At 43.6% G+C, this 16,973-nt stretch carries 14 protein-coding genes and 3 tRNA genes; 10 read left to right on the top strand and 7 right to left on the bottom strand.

Annotation, left to right across the window (positions count from 1 at the left end; genetic code table 11):
* Window positions 1-28 precede the first annotated feature (28 nt).
* From HFN16_RS14700 to HFN16_RS14730, 7 genes are all read right to left on the bottom strand, one after another.
* Entirely contained in the window at window positions 29-1,687 is a 1,659-nt protein-coding gene (locus tag HFN16_RS14700) for a Na/Pi symporter (RefSeq protein WP_168891475.1), read from the bottom strand.
* A gap of 81 nt (window positions 1,688-1,768) precedes the next feature.
* Window positions 1,769-2,902 carry an ABC transporter permease gene (locus HFN16_RS14705; RefSeq protein ID WP_168891476.1) on the bottom strand — a complete coding sequence of 378 codons (1,134 nt, stop codon included), beginning with the start codon at window positions 2,900-2,902 and terminating at the stop codon, window positions 1,769-1,771.
* Window positions 2,902-3,840, bottom strand: coding sequence for an ABC transporter ATP-binding protein (locus HFN16_RS14710; protein ID WP_168891477.1), 939 nt, complete (start codon window positions 3,838-3,840; stop codon window positions 2,902-2,904). Before HFN16_RS14710 ends, HFN16_RS14705 begins: the two co-directional genes overlap by 1 nt.
* Window positions 3,837-4,823: an HlyD family efflux transporter periplasmic adaptor subunit gene (locus tag HFN16_RS14715; RefSeq protein WP_168891478.1), complete on the bottom strand. Its 987-nt coding sequence runs from the start codon at window positions 4,821-4,823 to the stop codon at window positions 3,837-3,839. Before HFN16_RS14715 ends, HFN16_RS14710 begins: the two co-directional genes overlap by 4 nt.
* A gap of 438 nt (window positions 4,824-5,261) precedes the next feature.
* Window positions 5,262-5,337, bottom strand: a tRNA-Asn gene (locus HFN16_RS14720).
* A gap of 182 nt (window positions 5,338-5,519) precedes the next feature.
* A tRNA-Asn gene (locus tag HFN16_RS14725) sits at window positions 5,520-5,595 on the bottom strand.
* A gap of 152 nt (window positions 5,596-5,747) precedes the next feature.
* Window positions 5,748-5,823, bottom strand: a tRNA-Asn gene (locus HFN16_RS14730).
* Between the two features lie 277 nt (window positions 5,824-6,100).
* On the opposite strand from HFN16_RS14730, the gene lysS reads away from it, so the two are divergent.
* The 10 genes from lysS to HFN16_RS14780 all read left to right on the top strand — a co-directional run bounded on the left by lysS (window position 6,101) and on the right by HFN16_RS14780 (window position 16,973).
* Window positions 6,101-7,609, top strand: coding sequence for a lysine--tRNA ligase (gene lysS, locus HFN16_RS14735; RefSeq protein ID WP_210772268.1), 1,509 nt, complete (start codon window positions 6,101-6,103; stop codon window positions 7,607-7,609).
* Between the two features lie 29 nt (window positions 7,610-7,638).
* Window positions 7,639-8,868: a lipoprotein-releasing ABC transporter permease subunit gene (locus HFN16_RS14740; protein WP_168891480.1), complete on the top strand. Its 1,230-nt coding sequence runs from the start codon at window positions 7,639-7,641 to the stop codon at window positions 8,866-8,868.
* Window positions 8,861-9,544: an ABC transporter ATP-binding protein gene (locus HFN16_RS14745; RefSeq protein WP_168891481.1), complete on the top strand. Its 684-nt coding sequence runs from the start codon at window positions 8,861-8,863 to the stop codon at window positions 9,542-9,544. Before HFN16_RS14740 ends, HFN16_RS14745 begins: the two co-directional genes overlap by 8 nt.
* On the top strand, window positions 9,534-12,251 hold the full coding sequence (bamA, locus tag HFN16_RS14750) for an outer membrane protein assembly factor BamA (RefSeq protein WP_168891482.1): 2,718 nt from the start codon (window positions 9,534-9,536) through the stop codon (window positions 12,249-12,251). The genes HFN16_RS14745 and bamA overlap by 11 nt, the downstream gene beginning before the upstream one ends.
* A gap of 32 nt (window positions 12,252-12,283) precedes the next feature.
* The gene (locus HFN16_RS14755; RefSeq protein ID WP_168891483.1) at window positions 12,284-12,802 is read left to right on the top strand and encodes an OmpH family outer membrane protein; all 519 of its coding nucleotides are present in this window, start codon (window positions 12,284-12,286) and stop codon (window positions 12,800-12,802) included.
* Window positions 12,803-12,807: 5 nt separating this feature from the next.
* A complete protein-coding gene (gene lpxD, locus HFN16_RS14760) occupies window positions 12,808-13,854 on the top strand; it encodes a UDP-3-O-(3-hydroxymyristoyl)glucosamine N-acyltransferase (protein WP_168891484.1) in 1,047 nt (348 codons plus the stop codon).
* Window positions 13,835-14,305 carry a 3-hydroxyacyl-ACP dehydratase FabZ gene (fabZ, locus tag HFN16_RS14765; RefSeq protein ID WP_168891485.1) on the top strand — a complete coding sequence of 157 codons (471 nt, stop codon included), beginning with the start codon at window positions 13,835-13,837 and terminating at the stop codon, window positions 14,303-14,305. The genes lpxD and fabZ overlap by 20 nt, the downstream gene beginning before the upstream one ends.
* Window positions 14,305-15,114 (top strand): acyl-ACP--UDP-N-acetylglucosamine O-acyltransferase, encoded by an 810-nt coding sequence (gene lpxA, locus HFN16_RS14770; RefSeq protein WP_168891486.1) that lies wholly within the window; start codon window positions 14,305-14,307, stop codon window positions 15,112-15,114. The genes fabZ and lpxA overlap by 1 nt, the downstream gene beginning before the upstream one ends.
* An 8-nt stretch (window positions 15,115-15,122) precedes the next feature.
* The gene (gene lpxI, locus HFN16_RS14775) at window positions 15,123-15,956 is read left to right on the top strand and encodes a UDP-2,3-diacylglucosamine diphosphatase LpxI (protein WP_168891487.1); all 834 of its coding nucleotides are present in this window, start codon (window positions 15,123-15,125) and stop codon (window positions 15,954-15,956) included.
* Between the two features lie 129 nt (window positions 15,957-16,085).
* On the top strand, window positions 16,086-16,973 hold the full coding sequence (locus HFN16_RS14780; RefSeq protein WP_168891488.1) for an ARMT1-like domain-containing protein: 888 nt from the start codon (window positions 16,086-16,088) through the stop codon (window positions 16,971-16,973).

Consider the following 16,973-nt stretch of genomic DNA (forward strand, 5'->3'; position numbering starts at 1 on the left):
AGGCCTCCATTGAGGCTTGATTATCAGGTTATTCTTCGAGTTTCCAGGCGAATTCGTTCTCTTCGTTGGCTGCTCCGCAGGTCACTTCTTTTCTACGGAGATCGGCCCAGTAATATGTTCCTTTCGTTGCCTGCTCACACATCAGTCGCATATTAGAATAGTAGTCAAGAAGGGATACCATTCGTCCCAAGTCTAGTTGTCCTTCCGCTCCAAGTTGAAGCAATTCATCTTTGAGTCGGTGGTATTCATCGAGTAGTCCATGTAAGCGAGGCTGTAATTCGTTGAATTCGGGAGCACACGGAGTGTGTGCAACATTAATGATATCCTTTACTTCTCGACGAAAATGGCGGGCAGATTCTGACTCTGGGCCAGGCAATTGATGATCCAATAGTGCATGTTCGTGAGATACTTCTTCAATAATATTAACAGTTCGTCGAAAGTACTGAATGACCCTTAAAGCTCTTGGTAGTTTTGAAGCTACTGCTTCTGGTAAGTCTGAGTGCTGCATATTGATGCAATATTTTCGAATAGCGAGAATAAGGGATTCAACAGCAGCTTTGTCTTTTATAAAATCTTTATGTCTGAATTGCGAAACCAAGGCTTTTTGCCCCATTAGGCGAACCTTTTCTCCCAAGCGTCCTAGCTCCATAAAAAGAGCATCCATTGCCAGTGTAGGTGTTTTAAGTACATTTTTGTCCAAGTATTTTGGCTTACCAAGTTCTGCAACTTCTCTTCCAATATGGCGGTCAAGGAGATGTACAAGTTTATTTGTAAATGGGAGGAAAATAAATACGCCTAAGAGATTGAATGAGGTATGGAATATCGCCAGATTCGCGGCAAGATTGCTAGTACCTTCAAGGCCGGACAACATTGAAGAGATATCAAGAAAAATTGGGATCAGGAAAATGGCTACAATTCCAGTAATTAGATTGAAGAGAATGTGTGCAGCAGCAACTTTCTTTGCATTATAAGTTGCACCAATCACTGAGAACATTGCAGTTGTTGTGGTGCCGATGTTCGTGCCGACAACAGCTGCCGCCGCACTTTCTAAAGTTACGACGCCAGACATGGCGGCAGTGAGAACCAAAGCCATTGCTGCACTTGAACTCTGCATTAGCAGAGTTAAAACGAATCCAATGAAAACAAATACGATGATGCCTAGAACGCCACCAAAGTTGTACGCAGCCAAATTGATGGTTGATTCCAATGAATGAAAAGAGGTTTGAAGCACTTCGATTCCTAGGAAGAACACGCCAAAGCCCGTGAACGCATCTCCAAGGTACCGCCGACGAGAATTCCCACCCGTAAGTCTGAGAATTGCTCCTATGCCTATTAGTGGTAAAGCTAGCAGTTTAACCTTCAAACTGATTCCAACTGCGGCGACAATCCAACCGGTAATTGTCGTACCAATGTTGCTTCCGAAAATAACACCAATTGACTGGCTCATTGTCATAAGGCCTGCGTTGACAAATCCGATAACTGCAACAGTAATGGCGCTGGAAGACTGGACTAACGCGGTAATGAGGAAACCTGAAAATAGGCCGCGCACCGGTGTTTTTGTCCATTGGCCAAGAATGTGGCGCAGCGCAGGACCTGCCGCATTTCGTAAACCTTTGGTCATGAGGCGCATGCCAAGAAGAAAAAGACCGAGCCCGCCAACTAGGCCTGCAAGAATGGAAAATATCATCAGGTGTGTAACTCCTAGCGTTTATTCTAGAATTGCACATTAAAGTGTTAAAATGTCGAAGTAAACAGGTTTTGGGGAGTTCTAATCAAGAGTGCGTCTATACCTTTTGAGTCCAATTATTATTACAGTAGCCCAAAAGATAAGAATTGGCCAAACATGTGGCATGGAATCTATACCCCCATTCCCTTTCAAAAGAATTCCTCTAACGAGCCTAAGATAGTGAGTTAGAGGAAGTACAGATCCAATCGATTGCGCCCATGCAGGCATACCTCTGAATGGAAACATGAATCCTGAGAGCAGCAAAGATGGAAGAAAAAAGAATACAGACATCTGTACGGCTTGAAGTTGATTGCGAGCAATTGTGGATATCGTTACCCCAACAGATAGATTGGCTCCGATAAAAGCAAGTGAAAGGACAAAGACCAAAGGAATACTCCCATGCATTGGGACTCCAAATAGGAAACGAGCTGCCAATGTTATTAAAGACATCTGTATATAACCTACTAAAATATAAGGGATGATCTTGCCTAGCATTACTTCAATTGGTCGAATGGGGGTAGATAGAAGATGTTCCATTGTCCCTCGTTCGGATTCTCGGGTAATGGCAAGTGATGTGATCATGACGAGGGTAAGGGTAAGTATGACCCCCATAAGTCCGGGGACAATATTGTACTGAGTTATTCTCTCAGGGTTATAGTCATTGTGGATTCGAATGATTACCGGAGAAGGGGATTGGTTCAGGTGTTCAAATGGTCCTCTGAGATCTTTGGATAGTGCTCTTCTAACAATTTCTGGAAAAGCACCGGTTCCTCCACCTGTTGCTGAAGGGTCTGTTGCATCTGCCTCCAGAAGTAATATCGGGCGATCTCCACGTAATAAATCTCGGCTAAAGTTTTCAGGGATGGTTACGGCGAATTGAACGACGCCTTCGCGAATTAGACGTTGCGTTTCTTCTCTAGTTCTAGGGTGTTCTGTTATATGAAAGTAAGTGCTAGTTTGCATTGCAGCAACAATAGCTCTCGAATAGGGAGAATTATCTCCACTAAGAACTGCTGTTGGCAGATGGCGCGGATCAGAGTTTATAGCATATCCAAACAGAATCAGTTGGATAAGCGGAATGCCGATCATCATTGCAAAAGTGAGCTTGTCTCGCCGCATTTGGATGAATTCTTTGTTTATCATAGCGGCAAATCGAATTGGGGAGAATTGGTTCATTATAGATTTCCTTTGCTTTGCTGCATGAGATCAATAAAGACTTCTTCTAAGGTGGTCCCAATTCGATTCCAGTCGTAGGGGGGGGTGTTAAAGGGTGAGATTGCGTGAAAGAGGTGTTCAGCGTTTCGACCACTTACATGTAGAGTATTACCAAAAACTACAACTTGATCTACCCCGGAAAGGGGGGCCAATTTACTGTGTAAATCGTTTATGCTTAATTCATTGTTTTGGGTTACAACACTCCAAGTGGTTAGGCCTGAGTTTCTGACCATTTCTTCTGCGCTTCCTGATGCGAGAAGGTCTCCATAAGCAATGTATGCTAGACGGTGACAACGCTCAGCTTCATCCATGTAATGAGTTGAGATAAGGGCGGTTATACCTTGCGAAGCTAAAGAGTGTAGTTGGTCCCAGAAATCTCTGCGAGCGCCCGGGTCTACTCCTGCAGTGGGCTCATCTAGAAGTAAGAGTTTTGGGGAATGAAGGGTGCATACGCCGAGTGAAAGGCGTTGCTTCCACCCACCTGATAATGCTCCAGCTAAATGGTTCTTAAATGGAGTTAGTCCCATGCGATCTATACATTCAGTCACAACAGCTGAAGAAGAGTGAATCCCATAGACGCTTGCAGCAAAGTCAATATTTTCTCGAACCGTTAGATCCTCGTACAAGCTGAACTTTTGCGTCATGTAGCCTACATGAGGCTTAATGAGATTTGATTCCGTTCGGATGTTATAACCTAAACATGTCCCTTCACCGGAGTCGGGGCTGAGAAGGCCGCACAACATTCTGATAGATGTTGTCTTGCCCGATCCATTGGGTCCAAGAAAACCATAAATTTCCCCCTTTTTTATTTCCATATTTAAACAGTTAACTACTGTTTTGGAGCCAAAAGACTTAGTCAGGTTGCTGACTTTAATCGCCGTTTCTAGAGAATGACTCATTTGTCCAAGGTACTCTTTTCGTGGAACAGGTCAGGAATTGTGATATCTACAGGCTGTCCGGGGTGAATTTGAGAATTGGATTTTTGCGTTGGTCTCGCCTTAATCATAAAGACAAGCTTGGCTCGGCTTTCGCTCGAGTAAATCACAGGTGGGGTATATTCAGCAGAAGGTGAAATATAGTACACTGTTGCTGGTGTGGGCGTAAGCCGTCCATCCACAATCACGTTTACTTTTTGGCCAATTTCTAGGTCTCCAATGAATGCTTCAGGTACATAGAAACGAATCTCAATATTTTCTGGTGGTAAAAGTGAGACTACAGGTTGACCTGGTTGTACCCACTCACCAACTTGAAAAAGAGTGTCGTAGACCAATGCATTCGATGGAGCGACTTGTGATTTGCGATTGAAGTTCCATTTTGCTTGGTCAAGCTTTGCATTGGCTTTTTTTACTTGGGCTGCGGCAGAACGGATTTCATCGCTACGGGCACCTAGTCGAGCTGTGGTTAATTGTGCAGATAAGTTGCGGACATTGTATTTTTTTTGATCGTAATCACTTTTAGCTTGGTCCAATTCTTCCTGTGAAATAGTTTGCTCTTTTATAAGTTTGACCCGTCGGTTGTATTCAATTCGGGCTAAACTGGATGAGGCTTTTGCTTGTTTTAGTTTGGCTTCAATGGAGGCTATTTCTGACGGGCGCTGCCCTTTTTCAAGGTTTGCAAGATTGTCTAGTGCACTTTGTAGGGCATGGGTGGCTTCATCCATTGCAGCACGTTCAAAGTCTCGTTCAAGGACGAATAAAGGTTCGTTAAGTACAACCTGTTGCCCCCTGTGAACTGATAGGGTTGTTAAATAGCCGCCAAGTGGGGCAGCAATATGAACATATTCGCCTTCCACGTAACCTTGAAAAAGGTTGTTTTTCGCTTCGGAGCATCCTGATATCAACATGAGGATGAGTGTCAGATAAGTGTATATAATTTGTTTCATGGTGACGTAGTGTTATTGTTGAGTTTGTAACAAAATACGTCAGCAAGAATTAAAATTCAATAATTCAAAAAAAAAGCCGCGCGATGCGCGGCTTTTAGGTGGTAGTATCGTTGAGTGGGTCTAACTGAAGTAGCGATTTTTATCTTCTCGTTCTTTTGCTGTGTCGAAGTCAATGTTAATGCTTGGACGATTAGTCGAACTGGTTTTAGGAGTACGAGCAAAAATGGCAAAGACCAAAATTGCGCCTGCGCCGACGATGATAGATGCGATAGTCAAAGTGTCCATAAGAAGAAGCTTGTAACCGAATCACTAATGGGCTTCAAGCTCCTTTTATGTGAATACCTCAATTTTGAGAGAGCGGTTCCAATTGGTTACGGTAAAGAACAAAAGATAAAAAAAGTCCCCCTAATCAAATTGATTAGGGGGACGTTTTGTCGATGGCTCCCCAGCACGGACTTGAACCGCGAACCTAGTGATTAACAGTCACCCGCTCTGCCGATTGAGCCACTGGGGAGTATCTCGCTTCAACAGCTGTGCTGTCTTGCGAAGAGATGTTTCTATCCAAAACAAAAGTTCAAGGCAAGCTTTTTTTTGAAAAAAAATGGAGTCCTATAGGAATTCAAAAAACAATAAATTTACTAATTAATGATTAAAGAAAAAAGGCTCTTGTGAATTCACAAGAGCCTTTAATTTGTATGGCTCCCCAGCACGGACTTGAACCGCGAACCTAGTGATTAACAGTCACCCGCTCTGCCGATTGAGCCACTGGGGAGTGTGTGTCGTTAAGACGAGAGAATTACTATGTAATAGTTCAAGAAGAGTCAAGAGTTTTTTTGATTAAATTGCTATATATTTAAATGATATATATGAAGAGTATTACAAAAGTAAAAGGCCCTTGAAAAAACAAGGGCCTTTGAATATCTGTGGCTCCCCAGCACGGACTTGAACCGCGAACCTAGTGATTAACAGTCACCCGCTCTGCCGATTGAGCTACTGGGGAACATTTGGTGTCGAAGCGAGAGACTATTTATGGAAAAGTCTTGCAGTGGTCAAGTGAAAAAACGATTAAAATATCGAATAATGGGGAGTGTGCAAAATCATATTAAAGGGAGTCCATTTTCTTGACGGGAGTCCATATATAGCTTACGCATTCAACGTCTCTTGTATTTTTCTAGACTTCGCAAGAGCCAGGGATAAAAAAATTGTCGCAAAATAAAAAAAAGAACAAGAAAATCAAGCTCGCAACCAAGTCCGAACACGCGACTCGGTTCATGCCCATGCTCGAAGCCTTGCAAGCCAAGGACGAGTTGAACGCCGTCATTAAGACCCGTGTAGAAAAAGCGTGTGGTCTTTTGGACGAAAATATTCACCTCTACCCCAACGACTTTAAACGAGAGAACCAGATTTGTGAAATTTGGGAACAGCACGAAGAATCTGATGCTGAAGTTCTTGAAACGTTGGACGCCGAATACGCTATAGCCGGTCGAGTGGTTTCATACCGTTCATTTGGCAAGGTCACTTTTTTCCATCTTCAAGATCAGAGTGCAAAGATTCAGGTTTATGCAGCCAGAGATGATCTTGGCACTGAGAAATACCAAAAGTTCAAAAAAACCGATATTGGCGATATCGTAGGGCTCGTTGGAACGCTGTTCCGTACCAAGACTGGTGAACTCACTGTAAAGACCAAGTCTTTTAAATTGATTACTAAGTCAATGCGTCCTTTGCCCGAGAAGTATCATGGACTTAAAGATGTTGAGACCCGCTACCGCCAGCGTTATGTTGATCTGATAGTTACCCCACGCACCAAGGAAATTTTCAAAATGCGTACAGCTATTGTGCGTGAGCTTCGTAACTTCCTTGATGAGAAGGGGTTCATGGAAGTTGAAACTCCCATGATGCAAGCCATCCCAGGTGGTGCTACTGCTAAGCCTTTTGAGACACATCATAATGCGCTTGATATGAAATTATATATGCGCATTGCACCAGAACTCTACCTTAAGCGCCTGCTTGTAGGTGGCTTCGAGCGCGTGTACGAAATCAATCGCAACTTCCGCAATGAAGGTATATCGACTCAGCACAATCCCGAGTTTACAATGCTCGAGTTTTACTGGGCTTATGCCAACTTTGAAGATCTTATGGATTTAACAGAAGAGATGTTTTCCCGCATTGCCGAGAAAGTGACAGGTTCTTCTGTGGTTCCATATCAAGGTGAGCAAATCGATTTGTCCATTGGTGCATGGACTCGTATGGCATTCCATGAATCTCTTGAGAAGATTGGCGGTGTTCCTGAGGACGTTTATTCGGACTATGAAAAATGCAAGACGCTAGTGAAGGAGAAGGGAGAGAAAGTCGTCGAAGGGGAGGTGCTGGGCAAGCTCCAGGCCAAGCTTTTCGATTTGCTTGTCGAGCCTAAACTTATTCAACCGCATTTTATTTATCATTACCCAACTGATATTTCTCCTCTTTCCCGTAGGAATGAAGAAAATCCAGATATCACGGACCGTTTTGAACTGTTCATGACGGGACGAGAATTAGCGAATGCCTTCTCTGAACTTAACGATCCTGTTGATCAGCGTGGTCGTTTTGAAGAGCAGGTGAAGGAAAAAGAGGCTGGCGACGAAGAAGCTCATTTCATGGATGATGACTACGTTCGTGCTCTCGAGTACGGCATGCCTCCGGCTGCCGGGCAGGGAGTCGGTATTGATCGATTGGTCATGCTGTTGACTGATAGTGCCTCCATTCGTGAAGTAATTCTTTTCCCGTTGCTTAGACCGGAGGTTGGGTAGGCTTTCGGGCCCCCATTAAGAATCCATTCATGCGATTCGAATCGTTCGTAGCACTGAGATACTTGTTCGCTCTGCGGAAGCAGTCGTTCATATCTATCATTTCGCTTTTTGCTATTTGTGGTGTGGCGATTGGAGTTGGTGCACTTATCGTCGTTATTGGGGTGATGAATGGATTTTCTTATGATCTCCGTGAGAAAATTCTTGGTGTCAATTCTCATATTTTGGTCACCTCTCTTCGTGGTGGAATTAAGGAATATAGAGAACTGGCCGATGAAGCAGCTAGAGTTCCGGGCGTCACAGGCGTGACGCCCTTTGTCTATTCTGAGGTTATGCTATCTACCAGATCCGGCGTTAAAGGTGTCGTTCTTCGTGGCATTGATCCTAATACCTCAGATTCCGTATTAAGTCTGTCCAAAGATATGATCAGCGGCGATGTGGCTAACCTTGAAGCGGGAAGTCAGGTTCCAGGGATAATAATTGGATCAGAGTTGGCTAAGAGACTAGGACTGACTCAAGGCTCCGAAGTCAATCTGTTGTCACCATCGGGACGTTCTGGGACTGCTGGTTTTACTCCAAGAGTAAAGCGGTTTATAGTCGCAGGTGTTTTTCGTACCGGTATGTTTGAGTACGATTCTTCTCTTGGTTATGTAACTATTCCCGCAGCAAGAAAGTTATTGGGATTTAAGGGAGATGTCGTTTCTGGATTGGAGATTAGGGTTGATGATGTCTATAATGTTGAAAAAATAACCAAAGTGTTGAAAACGAAGATCGGTTCTTTTACTGTATATGTACGTCATTGGCAGGAGATGAACGCTAATCTTTTCGCCGCATTGGAACTAGAAAAGACCGCGATGTTCATCATCTTGGCGATGATTGTTCTTGTTGGCTCTTTCTCCATTGTCACAACACTTGTTATGCTGGTAATACAGAAAACCAAGGACATTGCCGTACTTATGTCTATTGGTGCAGACACCGCTAGTATTCGCCGTATTTTTATGCTGCAAGGGACTTTTATTGGTTTAGTTGGTACCTCTCTTGGCTTTTTAATAGGTGTTCCGCTTAGTCTTTTATTGAAAAAGTATCAGTTTATTAAATTGCCTAGCAATGTGTATCCTGTAGACTATCTACCAGTTAGGCTAGAGGCTGTTGATTTAGTTACCATTGGTATTGCAGCCTTTTTGTTATGTTTTTTGGCAACCATTTATCCTGCTCGAAGGGCTGCGTCTTTAAGTCCAAGCGATGCCTTGCGTTATGAATAAAGAACCGATATATCAATTGGTTGCAGTGGATAAGGAGTTTGATGGTCCCTCTGAGGTTGTCAAAGTTCTGAGAAATGTAGATCTGACTATAGAGCAGGGGGAGTCACTTGCAGTACTTGGGGCGTCAGGTTCTGGCAAAACGACCCTTTTGCATTTGCTTGGCACGCTAGATACGGCGTCAGCCGGTGACATTTTGTTGAATGGTGTCAATTTGAACTCCTTAGGTAATAAGCAACGAGCTGAACTTAGAAATCAAGAAATTGGCTTTGTCTTTCAATTTCATCATCTATTGCCTGAGTTCTCAACTCTTGAGAATGTGGCAATGCCTGCTCTTATTGCCGGAATAGGGCGTACTGAAGGTGTCAAATTGGCAAAGGAGGCTCTTGATATGGTCGGACTTGCACATAGACTCGAGCATAAAGTGACGACTTTGTCCGGTGGGGAGCGGCAAAGAGCCGCAATTGCCAGAGCTATTTTGCTGAGGCCAAAAGTTCTTTTGGCCGATGAGCCGACGGGAAATTTAGATGAGGAAACTGGTTCAATGATCGGTGATCTTCTCGTTTCTCTTAATAATGAATTGGGTATGACATTCGTAGTCGTGACGCATAATCCAGATTTGGCTGGAATGATGCATCGACGCGTTGAATTGCGTTCAGGAGAACTGTATGCTCATTAGTAAATTCCGCAGCTTTGTGACTATCTCTCTGGTCTCATTGATTATTTTTCTCAGCGCTACTGTTCAAGCTGCAGATAAGGTCACCCAGGATGTGAAGGTTGCGGTGTTACCGTTTACCGTTAATGCTGGGGATGATCTTTCTTATCTCAAAGAGAGTCTTCCTGAACTGTTGTCTGATCGTCTTAAGGAGGCTGGATTTGAAGTCGTCGATATAGAAGCGATCGGAAGATTGATCGACGAAAAAGGGATATCCTCTATTTCAACTAAAAATGCACGAGAACTGGGACTTTTGTCTGGAGCAAGTTTCTCTGTATATGGCTCCTTAAATCAGATTGGTGATGACCTAACTTTAGATGCTCGTTTGGTCGATTCTTACGGAAATGCACCTGGTAAGAAAATATCTGTCACTAAAGAGGGGTTGATTAACCTTTTGCCCGCTGTAGATGACCTTGTAGATAGGATGAAGATGGATTTGCTTCGTCTTGATATAATCGCAGAGGTAGATGTTGAAGGCACAAAGGTCTTGGACAAGGATGTCGTCCTTATGCGTCTAACGCTTCAAAAGGGTGACATGCTAACTGCTAAGTCAGTTAATACGGCATTAAAAAATATTTATGATCTTGGCTATTTTGATGACGTAGAAGTCAAGGTTGACACCATACCAGATGGTAAAAAGGTTATTTTTGCCGTTAAAGAAAAGCCTCGCATTCAGGCATTAGGTGTGCGCGGTTCTGATGCTATTGACTCTGAAGACATTATCGAAGCTATTTCTACTAAAAAAGGTGGTGTGGTAAACCCAAAAGTATTGGCGGATGACATTCGCCTTATTCGCGAAATGTACCGTCGAGATGGATACTACAAGGCTAAAGTTACCCATGAAGTAGAGGATGCTGGAGCAGGTGTAGCTCGTTTAACCTTCGTGATTGATGAGGGGCCAAAACTTTATATTCAGAATGTGGTAATTGATGGTGCTAAACAGATGGACCCTGATGATATTAAGGACGTCTTGGCACTTAAAGAGCGCGGCATGTTCTCTTGGATATCTAATTCTGGTGTACTTAAAGAAGAGCTTCTTGATCGTGATGCTGCTGCTATACAAGCCTTTTATCAGAGCAAAGGCTTCATTGATGTCAAGGTTGGTCGTCCTCAAGTGGATATCAAAGACGAAGGCATTGATGTCGTTTATCAAGTTTGGGAAGGCGAACGTTACAAAATGGGCAACGTTCTCTTCAAAGGTGATCTGATCGAAGAGAATGAAAAGCTACTTGAAGTTATCAGCATCGATCAGCTTAATGCGGATAACGATTACTTTGATAGATCCTTGCTTAAGAAGGACGTAGACAAGCTAACAACACACTATAATAACTATGGTTATGCTTACGCCGATGTTAAGGTTAATATTAAAGATAAACCGGAAGAGAAAATAGTAGATGTTGTCTATGACATAACGAAGCACCAACGGGTACATATTCGTCGAGTACTTGTCGAAGGTAACACTGTTACACGTGATAATGTTATTATGCGTGAAATGCGACTTGCTGACGGTGATATGTTTAATGGAAAGAAACTTACTCGCTCCACTCAACGCCTTAATAATCTGGGTTACTTTGAGAAGGTTGACGTCTCTCCAGTGCCAACAGGTAACCCGGAAGAGATGGATTTGGTAGTTAAGGTGAAAGATAAACCTACAGGCCAAATCAGTGGCGGTATCGGTTATTCGACTTACGATAGCGTGTATTTTGCAGCTAATATTGCAGAAAGTAACTTATTTGGTAAGGGGTATGGACTTAGCTTAAATGGTGCTTTTAGCGGAAAGAAAACAGCATTTGCTCTTCAGTTTAAGAATCCAAGAGTGAATGATACTGATGTTGGTTTTGGTGCTGAAATATATAATCGTAGTGAAGAGTTTTCTACTTACGATAAAAAGAGCACTGGTGGGGTGTTTGACTTTTCGTATCCTATTGGTGAGTACTCAGCTGTGTCGTGGGGGTATAACGCAGAATATTATGTTTTGGATGACATCGATGACGACGCATCAACAACGATCAAAGATGATTCTGGTGCTCATTTCTTGAGTAAGCTTATAGGTACAATTGCTCGGGATACGCGTGATTCATATCAAAATGCACGTACAGGCACACGTACAGTTTTCAGTATCAACTTTGCTGGTGGACCAATCGGAGGTACTGACGATTTCGTAAAGTACACGGGTGAATATAATTGGTGGACTCCTGCCTTTGAAGAAGTTGTTTTCCATTCAAAGTTTTGGGCTGGCTTTGTGCATAAAAACTTTGGAGGAAGCGATATCCCGGCTGATGAGCGTTTTGAGTTAGGGGGGCTCAGCTCAGTACGAGGTTATTCGAATGAGGCAATATCTCCCTTGGATGGTGAAGGTAAAACCGAGGGTGGAAATAAGGCATTCTATTTAAACTTAGAGTTTAAACGTATGCTTAGTAAAGAGTACGGTATCTCCACCTTGGCATTTTTTGATGCAGGTAATGCTTGGAATGAAAAGGAAATGATGTTTTCTTCGCAGGTTCGAGAAGGAAATAAGCCTGCTTTGATCGGTTTGTACAAGAGTGTTGGTGCTGGGTTGAACTGGTATTCGCCAATGGGACCAATCGGTTTTATGTACGGTTACGGTCTGGATAAAGTTGGAACTAGTGGACGTCATAAGTTCGAACTGCTGATGGGGCAACAATTCTAGTATAAAAGTATAATATGTTAAGGAGATATAAGATGAAAAAAGTATTGTTTTTAGCTGTTGTATTGCTGCTTTGCATGCAGACTGTAGCTTTTGCCGAATCTAAGATTGGTGCTGTGAGTATGCAGGGTGTCTTGGTTAATTGTGACTATGGTAAAGCCATGGAAGCAAGGATGAAGGCAAAATTTGAGCCCTTGCAAAAGGAACTTGAGAAGGAAGCTGCAGCAATTCAAAAATTGGAATCTGAGTTGAAGAACCAAGACCTTGCTCTTAAGCTCGAAGCTAAGCAGGATAAGCAGCGTGAGTATCGTCGTAAAGTTCGTGATCACCAGGATAGCGCAGTAGCATTTCGTCAGAAACTTCAGGCTGAAACTCAAAAGCTTCAACAGCCTATTCTTGAAAAGATTATTAAGGTCATCAATGAATATGGTAAAGCTAATGGTTATTCTATGATCCTTGAAATGCGTGGTGTCACATTGTTTGTTTCTGATGCTGTTGATATTACGAATAATGTTGTTGACGAACTGAATAAGCTCAAGAAAGCAGGCAAGTAGAGCATATGCAAATCAAGTTATCGGCTTTGGCCGACAAGCTTGGGTTGGAATACAGGGGAGAGGATTTCGAAATTGTCGGGGTGAACACTCTTGATAAGGCCGGGCCACAAGAAATCTCTTTCCTGGTTAACCCAAAATACGTAGCTCAATTAGAGACGACTCGGGCCGGATGTGTTCTCACTTCCGGCCCGTATGCCGACAAGGTCAACACTGCACTTGTTAGTTCTAATGTCTATATGGATTTAGCAAAGATCGTAGATTTTTTTGCAGAACCACAAGGATGTCTTCACGGTGTTAGTGACCTCGCATTCGTACATGCAGATGCTGAGCTCGCTGAAGACGTAACGATTTATCCGTTTGCCTTTGTTGGTGAAGGGGCAAAGATTGGCGCTGGTACAACGATTTTTGCTGGTTGCTATATTGGCGAAAAGACCGTTGTTGGATCCAATTGTTTACTCTACCCCAACTCTGTGGTTATGGGGGGGCTAGTTGTAGGGGATAATGTTATTCTTCAGCCTGGGGCTGTTTTAGGTGGTGATGGGTATGGTTATGCCCAGACTCCAGGAGGCCACATGAAGATTCCTCAGATTGGCAATGTTGTCGTTGAGAATAACGTAGAGATTGGTTCAAACACTGCCATTGATCGGGCGGCCCTCGATACCACGCGAATTGGAATGGGATCAAAAATTGATAACCTTGTGCAAATTGGCCATAATGTTGAGATAGGCCAGCATTGCTTGGTTATTGGTCAGGTTGGTATAGGCGGCAGTACCAAAGTTGGGAATGGAGTTGTGCTCGCAGGTCAGGTCGGCGTAGCAGATAACGCTGTAATTGGTGATGGCGCCATGATTGGCGCTCAGAGTGGCATTTCTGGAAAAACACCAGCAGGCAGCAAATTAGCCGGGAGTCCGGCAATGCCAGCTGGCACCTTTCTCAAAGCGGCTGGTGTATGCATGCCTAAGTTGCCAGATTTATTCAAACGAGTAAAAAAGCTTGAAAAAGAACTTGAAGTGGTAAAAAAAGCCGCAGCAAATGGTGGAGACAATGAATAACGAGTCCTACCTCGATATTAAAATGATCATGAATATGTTGCCTCATCGATACCCATTTTTGCTGGTTGACCGGGTGACAGACATCGTTCCAGGTGAAAGCCTAACGGCATATAAAAACGTGACTATGAATGAGCCTTTTTTTCAGGGGCACTTTCCCGGATTACCGGTTATGCCAGGAGTTTTACAACTTGAGGCTTTGGCTCAAGCCGGTGGAGTTTTTGTAATTAACTCTTTCGACGAGCCTCTTGAAGACAAGGTCTTTTTGTTTACAGGCTTGAACAAAGTAAAGTTTCGACGTCCGGTTGTTCCAGGAGATAAGCTGGTTCTTAAAGTCTTTTATGAGAAGCATAAAATGAATATCTGGCGCATGCGGGGTATAGCAGAAGTAGATGGGCAAGTTACAGCCCAAGGTGAGTTTTCTGCTGCCATAGCTGATAAAGGGGATATGTAATGGCTACCGATATACATTCTACTGCCATTATTGATCCCTCCGCAGAGATTGGGGTGGATGTTCGAATCGGTCCGTACGTTGTTGTTGGCAAGGATGCCAGAGTCGGAGATGGTACTTTTCTTGAGTCTCATGTTGTGATCAAAGATTACACTGAGTTGGGGGCCAACAATCATATTCATCCACAAGCTGTAATTGGTGGTGAGCCTCAGCACACTGCGTACAAAGGTGAGAAGACTTATACACGCATAGGTGACAATAATATTCTTCGAGAATGTGTCACTATCCACCGTGGGACCGTCCAAGGCGAAGGACAGACCGTCCTAGGCTCTGGTTGTATGCTTATGGCTTATTCGCACGTAGCCCATGATTGCAATATTAGTGACAACGTCATTCTTGCAAATTCTGTTCAATTAGCAGGTCATGTCGAAGTTGGGCGTAACGTCATTATTAGTGGCATGTCCGCAGTGCAACAATTTATCAGAATTGGCGATTATGCTTTTCTTGGTGGTCATAGTGGGTACAAGCTTGATGTTCCACCATTTATGCTTGCTCATGGAGTTCGGGGTATGCTTTTTGGGCCGAATTTGATAGGCCTTCGTCGAAATGGTTTTGATTCTACGGCTTGTAAAGGTCTAAAAAAAGCGTACAAGATTATTTTCCGATCCGGCCTTAAGAAGGACGAAAGTCTTAAGAGGGTAGAAGAGGAAATTCAGGGAATTCCTGAAGTGGAGCGTTTGGTCCAGTTTGTTCGTGAGAGCAAGAATGGTGTGACTCCTGATCACAAGCAGCGTAGCGGTAATTCAGACTAAATCATTCTATGGATAAGAGTCCGACCACCATTGGCCTGATTGCAGGAGGCCGACAGTTTCCTATTCTTGTTGCTCAAGGCGTTAAAGCCATGGGGAGCAGGTTGGTGGTGGCCGGTTTCACTGGGCATACTAATATGGATGTAATTGAGTACGCTGATGTTTGGCAAGAACTTAAGCTGGGCAAATTAGGCAAGCTCATTTCCTTTTTCAAATCCAATAATGTGGATAAGATTCTCATGGCTGGGACTATTAATAAGCCGAAAGTTATGGATGTTCGTCATTTGGATATGCGTGCCATTAAGCTTATTTTTAAGCAGAAAAACAAAGGCGATTCAGCCATCCTCGGCAGCTTGGCTGCTGAATTTGAACGGGAAGGTATGCCAGTAGTCCCTGCGCACGAATTCCTTCCAGATCTGTTAACTCCTGAAGGAACTCTTACTCAGCGTGAGCCCGACGACCGAGAGTGGGAGGATCTTGCTTTCGCATGGAAGATTGCTAAAAACCTCGGTGAAATGGATATCGGACAGTGTTTAGTCGTACGGGAAGGTATCGTTTCTGCTGTTGAAGCTCTCGAAGGTACCGATGCTACCATTCAGAGAGGGTGTAAACTTGGTGGTGAGGGATGTGTAGTCATTAAGGTCTTCAAACCTGGCCAACAGGAAGAAGTTGATCTTCCAAGTCTCGGTTTAGACACTATTAAAGCTATGGCCGACGGTGGCGCCACTTGTCTCGGTGTAGAAGCCGAAAAATCTCTCTTTTTTGATCGTGAACAAGCGATCTCCTTAGCGAATAAGCACGGCATCGCTGTGGTTGGTCTTTCTTCCGAAAAATTCTTCTCCTAGTCCTCATCTTTTTGAACATTCTTTCTCATCTCATCCTGTCTTGCAATGGACTGGGTGTTATGCGATTACTTGTTGAACTATTTGGAACTTTATTCCGAACCATTCGATGGTATTTCAACAGGATCAAGAATGAACACCTCATTAGAATGCATGCCATGTTTTATGAAGATGGCACTCAGGGAAGCTCGGCTTGCCTGTCCTGACGATGAAGCTAAGCATTACGAAATATTAGTGACTTGGGGGCGTATGCTGGGTGAACTAGACCTTAGTTCTCCTCCACCTGCTATTGCTCGACACTTAACAGAAATGATTCGCGAGCAAACGGAGTGTGGTGATCTCTACTATGATGATAAGCAGGCGGCCAATGTTCGTGTTATGGAACTCTTGCCCAGTTTAAAGCAGTTGGTTGAGGCAGAGCGGGCTAAGCCAAAAGGCGACCCCATTGCCTTGAGTTTGGAACTGGCAATAATCGGTAACTATATTGATCGTGGCATTGATCTGGATGTAGATTGGGAGGCTGAATTGGCGAATGTTTCGGAATCACTCCCTGATGATGTCTTATCTGAGTTTAAAGCCAAACTTCTCCCTGGCGCGAATATTCTTATCCTGGGTGATAATACAGGGGAAATTGTTCTTGATATGTTGCTTGTTGAAGAGTTGCAGAAAAAAAAGTGCGACGTCACCTATGCTGTGCGTTCAAAGCCTGTAATTAATGATTGTACTTATACTGATGCTGAAATGGTTGGCATGACTAAATTATGCCGAGTTGTGGAAAGCGGTGTTGATACTCCTGGCACAGTATTGAACAGATGCTTGCCAGAGTTCATAGATCGGATGAAAGATGCTGATTTAATTATCAGCAAAGGCCAAGGCAACTTTGAGGCTCTTGAGGGTAACTGGCCTGAGATATTTTGTGCATTTAAAGTAAAGTGTAGACGAGTTGCGAAGGATTCTGGGTTAGATTTGAATAGTTCGGCATTTTATATCACCCAGAAGGACGGAGAAAGTTGCAGGTAG

Origin of the sequence: Pseudodesulfovibrio sp. zrk46 (genome assembly GCF_012516435.1) — a bacterium.
Taxonomy (GTDB): Bacteria; Desulfobacterota; Desulfovibrionia; order Desulfovibrionales; family Desulfovibrionaceae; genus Pseudodesulfovibrio.

Coding starts and splice junctions, on each gene's coding strand:
- HFN16_RS14700 (WP_168891475.1), bottom strand. CDS start 1,687: ATGATATTTTCCATTCTTGCAGGCCTAGTTGGCGGGCTCGGTCTTTTT.
- HFN16_RS14705 (WP_168891476.1), bottom strand. CDS start 2,902: ATGAACCAATTCTCCCCAATTCGATTTGCCGCTATGATAAACAAAGAA.
- HFN16_RS14710 (WP_168891477.1), bottom strand. CDS start 3,840: ATGAGTCATTCTCTAGAAACGGCGATTAAAGTCAGCAACCTGACTAAG.
- HFN16_RS14715 (WP_168891478.1), bottom strand. CDS start 4,823: ATGAAACAAATTATATACACTTATCTGACACTCATCCTCATGTTGATA.
- lysS (WP_210772268.1), top strand. CDS start 6,101: ATGCTCGAAGCCTTGCAAGCCAAGGACGAGTTGAACGCCGTCATTAAG.
- HFN16_RS14740 (WP_168891480.1), top strand. CDS start 7,639: ATGCGATTCGAATCGTTCGTAGCACTGAGATACTTGTTCGCTCTGCGG.
- HFN16_RS14745 (WP_168891481.1), top strand. CDS start 8,861: ATGAATAAAGAACCGATATATCAATTGGTTGCAGTGGATAAGGAGTTT.
- bamA (WP_168891482.1), top strand. CDS start 9,534: ATGCTCATTAGTAAATTCCGCAGCTTTGTGACTATCTCTCTGGTCTCA.
- HFN16_RS14755 (WP_168891483.1), top strand. CDS start 12,284: ATGAAAAAAGTATTGTTTTTAGCTGTTGTATTGCTGCTTTGCATGCAG.
- lpxD (WP_168891484.1), top strand. CDS start 12,808: ATGCAAATCAAGTTATCGGCTTTGGCCGACAAGCTTGGGTTGGAATAC.
- fabZ (WP_168891485.1), top strand. CDS start 13,835: ATGGTGGAGACAATGAATAACGAGTCCTACCTCGATATTAAAATGATC.
- lpxA (WP_168891486.1), top strand. CDS start 14,305: ATGGCTACCGATATACATTCTACTGCCATTATTGATCCCTCCGCAGAG.
- lpxI (WP_168891487.1), top strand. CDS start 15,123: ATGGATAAGAGTCCGACCACCATTGGCCTGATTGCAGGAGGCCGACAG.
- HFN16_RS14780 (WP_168891488.1), top strand. CDS start 16,086: ATGAACACCTCATTAGAATGCATGCCATGTTTTATGAAGATGGCACTC.